This is a genomic window from Pinirhizobacter sp., assembly GCF_035317885.1.
In the GTDB taxonomy this organism is placed as follows: Bacteria; Pseudomonadota; Gammaproteobacteria; order Xanthomonadales; family Rhodanobacteraceae; genus Pinirhizobacter.
In genome coordinates, this window is record NZ_DATHFX010000236.1 from 1 (window position 1) to 3,726 (window position 3,726).

The window sequence follows — 3,726 nt, forward strand, 5'->3', positions numbered from 1 at the left end:
GCCAAGCCCGTGCCCTTCCGCGCCCGGCCGATCCAGCCGGTGGGCTACGATCCGGGGCAGACCTGGTCGGAATGGCTGGTGGATGACCAGCGCGAGGCATCCGGCCGCCCGGACGTGGTTTCCTGGACATCCGACGTACTCACCCAGCCGCTGGTGATCCGCGGCCAGCCCGTGGTGCACCTGCGCGCCAGCACCACCGGCACGGACAGCGACTGGGTGGTGAAGCTGATCGACGTCTATCCGGACATGGAACCGATGGACGCGGCCATGGGCGGCTACCAGCTGATGATCGCCGGCGACATCCTGCGCGGCCGCTACCGCGAGGGGTTCACCGTGGCCAAGCCCATCCAGGCCGGTGCGCCACTGGATTACTCCTTCCCGCTGCCCACCGCCGATCACGTGTTCCTGCCTGGCCACCGCCTGATGGTGCAGGTGCAGTCCAGCTGGTTCCCGCTGTACGACCGCAACCCGCAGACCTACGTGGACAACATCTTCTTCGCCAAGCCCGGCGACTACAAAAAGGCAACCCAGCGCATCTTCGGCGACAGCCATGTGGACCTTCCCGTAGCCGGTAATTAGCGGGGAACGGGCCAGTGATCACGCTGGCCCGTTCGTTGCATCACCGGCGGCATGCATCGATCCCATCTTCATCGCCAAGGCACCGAACTCCCCATCCATGCGGCGCGCCCGCGGGTCTGCCGGGAAATCGTCGCGCGACGCCTGCATGGCACGGACGCAATTGCACGAAAAGTGACGCTCGGCGGCATCCTTTTCTTCACCGTGACGGCATTGGCCTGGATGGCCTGGTTGTCGCCGGTGGTGGACGCCGCGCGGCGCATGGGGTTCTCGCTGGACTGGCTTGTCCGCGTGCAGCAGGCTTCGCTCGGTAGCGCCGACAGCTTCAACATCATTGCTGCCGTCGCGGTCGTGTGCGGCGTGTTGTTTGTCGTCTGGTCCGGCTATGTGCGCCACATCGTCGCGGTCCGAAAAACCGTCGCGGGCAAACCGACCGGCGAATAAATACGTTTTCGCAAAAGCATGATGCATGCATGGGCCGTGTCAACGCGCCCGGCGTGCACGCGTTTGATCTCCCACCACCACCGGAGAGCAAACCATGTCCAAGACCCTCCCCCTCGTCGCCAGCCTGCTGATCGCCTTCGGCGTGTCCGGCGCCGCCCTCGCCCAGGACACCTCGGCTGCCGCTCCGCCGGCCGGCGCCATGCAGGGACACCGCCAGCCTGATCCCGAACACCAGGCCCAGCGCCTGACCAAGATGCTGAACCTGACGCCGGACCAGTCGAACAAGATCGCCGCGATCCTTCAGCAGCGGCAACAACAGTTCGCCGCGTTGAAGTCCGACACCAGCGCCGACCCGATGGCCCAGCGCCAGAAGGTGCGCGAACAGATGAAGTCGTCGCAGTCGCAGATCGATGCCGTGCTCACCGATGCACAGCGCCAGCAGTGGCAGGCCATCCGTGAAAAGATGCGCCAGAAGTGGCAGGACAAGAAGTCGGCGGACGACCAGGGCTAAAGCACTTATTGCAAGAAGCGGATCACCCTTCCAGACGGGGGTGATCCGCTGGTTTCATGCCCACCTTGGGCCCGCTTGATCCTGTCCGCATCGAATTTGTCGTAAAAGCCTCCGTTCACCTGTTTGCAGGCTGGACAAGGAGCGCTTTCTGGACGACGGTTCCTTTTCCGGGCGACCACCGCCCCCGACGCGCAACGGATGCGCGCCGGCATATGCAAGGAGCACCCATGCGTTTGATCCCGCTCGCCGGCCGCCTGGCCATGGCGTCCATGCTCGCCCCCGCCGCGGCCCTGGCCGACGTTGCCGACGACGCCCTTACCGGTGACTGGAACGGCACGCGCATGCGCCTGGCCGATCGCGGCGTGGCGTTCTCGTTCAACTACACGGCGGAAGCTGCGCGCAACTACAGCGGCGGCGATCGCCTGCGCAACCGCATCAGCGGCCAGCTCGGCCTTCTTGCCGATGTCGATCTCGACAAGATCTACGGCCTGCACGATGCGGAGTTGCGTTTGGCAATCACCCACCGCGCCGGCCGCAACCTGAGCGACGATACCCACATGGGTGTGTTGCAGCAGGTGCAGGAAGTGTATGGACGCGGCCAGACCTGGCGGCTCACGCAACTATGGTTCCGCCAGGCCTATTTCAACCAGGCACTGTCGGTGAAGTTCGGCCGGGTGACGGTCGGTGAGGATTTCGCCGCCTTCGACTGCGCCTTCCAGAACCTCACCTTCTGCGGTTCGCAACCGGGCAACCTGGTGGGCAACTACTGGTACAACTGGCCGGTAAGCCAGTGGGGACTGGTGCTCACGGCGCAAACAGGTGCAAGCACCTACCTGAAGCTCGGCGGTTACCAGGTGAATCCTGCCTACCTGAAGAACCGCAACGCGCTGAAGATAAACAATCCCGCGGGCACCACCGGCGCACTGATCCCGCTGGAGTTCGGTATCAAGCCCGTCTTCGGCGACGAGCGGGATGGCAGCTACAAGTTCGGCGCCTGGTACGACACTTCGCGGCACAACGACGTCTACGCCGACATCGACGGCGGGTCGCAGGCGCTGAGCGGCCGGCCCTTCGGCCAGCGCCGTGGCGCGCACGGCGGATACGTGAACTTCGAACAACAGGTGTCGACGAACGTGCGGTTGTTCCTCAATGCCACGCAGGCCGATCGCCGCACCAGCACGACCGATCGCCAACTCTCCATCGGCGGCAGTTGGGGGGCACCCTTCGCCTCCCGGCCGCTGGACGACATCGGCTTTGCCGTGGGAAGCACGCACGTGAACGGTCGTGTGATCCGTCGCCAGCGCCAGCTCAACGGCTTGTTGCCCGTCCATGCACCGGTGGGCGGCTACGAGGGCGTGGCGGAGCTCTACTACACTTACCGTCCCACCGGTTGGCTGATGCTTCGCCCCAACGTGCAGTACATCAACATCCCGGCGGCTCGTCGCGCAATGACAACGCCACCGTGCTGGGATTGAAGTTCAACGTGGACGTGTAACCCTTACCTAGCGCTGGATCACCAGCAGGGTGGAGGTGGCGGAGGCGTAAAGCTTGCCGTCGTCACCCAGCAGGCGCCCTTCGGCGAAGGCCGCGCGGCGCCCGATGGTGACCACCCGGCCCTCGGCGCGGACACGGCCTGAGTCGCGCGTGAGCGCCTTGTGGTAGGCCACCTTCAGTTCCAGCGTGGTGTACGCCTGGTCGGCGGCAAGTTTGCTGTGCACGGCGCAGCCGCAGCATGAATCAAGCAAGGTGGCAGCATAGCCACCGTGGACCATGCCAATGGGGTTATAGGCGTGGTCGCCGGGGATGCCGGCGAATACCGCGAAGCCTTCGTCCACCTCGACCAGGTCGAAATCCAGCGAGATCGCGATACCTGGCCGCTGGCCAGAAGCCTTCAGTGCCTTCAATTGTTCAAAGCCGGTAAGGCCCCGTGCGATTTCATCAGCCAGTGACATGACGGTCGCCTCCTCTTTGGATGACAACCATCATACAACCCATGGCCCGCTTATTCCACGACCACGGGAATTTTGCCGATGCGCGACTGCCATTCGCGCGGGCCGGTCTTGTGCACCGAGCTTCCCGTGCTGTCCACGGCCACCGTCACCGGCATGTCGACCACGTCGAACTCGTAGATCGCTTCCATGCCAAGGTCTTCGAAGGCCACCGTGCGCGAGGCCTTGATCGCCTTGGACACCAGG

6 protein-coding genes are annotated in these 3,726 nt (G+C 64.5%); 4 read left to right on the forward strand and 2 right to left on the reverse strand.

Going from position 1 to position 3,726, the window contains the following annotated elements; all coding sequences use genetic code 11:
- The 4 genes from VK519_RS07745 to VK519_RS07760 form a co-directional block, all read left to right on the forward strand.
- The coding region (locus VK519_RS07745; protein ID WP_324348748.1) for a CocE/NonD family hydrolase at window positions 1–579 on the forward strand (579 nt) is incomplete at its 5' end.
- Window positions 580–630: 51 nt separating this feature from the next.
- Window positions 631–1,020: a hypothetical protein gene (locus VK519_RS07750; RefSeq protein ID WP_324348749.1), complete on the forward strand. Its 390-nt coding sequence runs from the start codon at window positions 631–633 to the stop codon at window positions 1,018–1,020.
- Window positions 1,021–1,114: 94 nt separating this feature from the next.
- Entirely contained in the window at window positions 1,115–1,531 is a 417-nt protein-coding gene (locus VK519_RS07755) for a hypothetical protein (RefSeq protein ID WP_324348751.1), read from the forward strand.
- Between the two features lie 227 nt (window positions 1,532–1,758).
- Window positions 1,759–3,006, forward strand: coding sequence for a carbohydrate porin (locus tag VK519_RS07760; RefSeq protein WP_324348753.1), 1,248 nt, complete (start codon window positions 1,759–1,761; stop codon window positions 3,004–3,006).
- Window positions 3,007–3,033: 27 nt separating this feature from the next.
- On the opposite strand, the gene VK519_RS07765 is transcribed toward VK519_RS07760, so the two are convergent.
- Together VK519_RS07765 and VK519_RS07770 are read right to left on the reverse strand one after the other, a co-directional pair.
- Window positions 3,034–3,483, reverse strand: a complete 450-nt coding sequence (locus tag VK519_RS07765) for a PaaI family thioesterase (protein ID WP_324348755.1) — start codon at window positions 3,481–3,483, stop codon at window positions 3,034–3,036.
- A 50-nt stretch (window positions 3,484–3,533) separates the two neighbouring features.
- A partial coding sequence (locus VK519_RS07770; protein WP_324348757.1) for a fumarate hydratase C-terminal domain-containing protein occupies window positions 3,534–3,726 on the reverse strand: 193 nt, incomplete at its 5' end.